At 65.0% G+C, this 529-nt stretch carries 1 protein-coding gene; it reads right to left on the bottom strand.

The window, feature by feature from the left end:
- Positions 1–529: RHS domain-containing protein (locus tag ACM6IV_RS12740; RefSeq protein WP_414870266.1), on the bottom strand; the 529-nt coding region annotated here is incomplete at both ends.

Genomic DNA, 529 nt, shown 5'->3' on the forward strand with positions numbered 1-529 from the left:
CGTGGCGACTTTGCCGTAGGCGTCGTATTGCGCCGACCAGACGATGTCGCCACTGTAGTCGGTGAGTTCCTGCGGGGTGCCGAGGTGGTCGAGCTGGTAGTAGAACGGGCAGGCTTTTTGCGGGCCTTTGCCGTCGAGCAGCGCCAGCGGGCGGAAGGTGCCGGGTTCGTAGACGTAGCTGCGGTATTCGCTTTCGCTGCTTTCGGCGACGAGCTGGTCGCCTTGCCAGAAGAATTCGGTGGTCTCGCCGCTGTCGGTTTTGCTGATGCGTCGGCCGAAGGCGTCGTAGGCGTAAGACGCGGTCTGGCCGTCGGGGCGGGTCAGGCCGATCAGGCGGTGCTGGCAGTCGTAGCGGTATTCGGTGACGAGTGCCTGCGCGCGGCCTCGACGTTCGCGGATCAGGTTGCCGAAGGCGTCGTAGTCGTAATGGCGGTCGCCCTGCATCAGCAGGCGATTGCCTTTGATCTGGCTGGGGCCGGGGCGGTCCTGCATCAGCAGGTTGCCGGCCGGGTCATGGGCGAAGCTTTCT

It is taken from the genome of Pseudomonas sp. IT-347P, from assembly GCF_949768005.1.
Lineage (GTDB): Bacteria > Pseudomonadota > Gammaproteobacteria > Pseudomonadales > Pseudomonadaceae > Aquipseudomonas.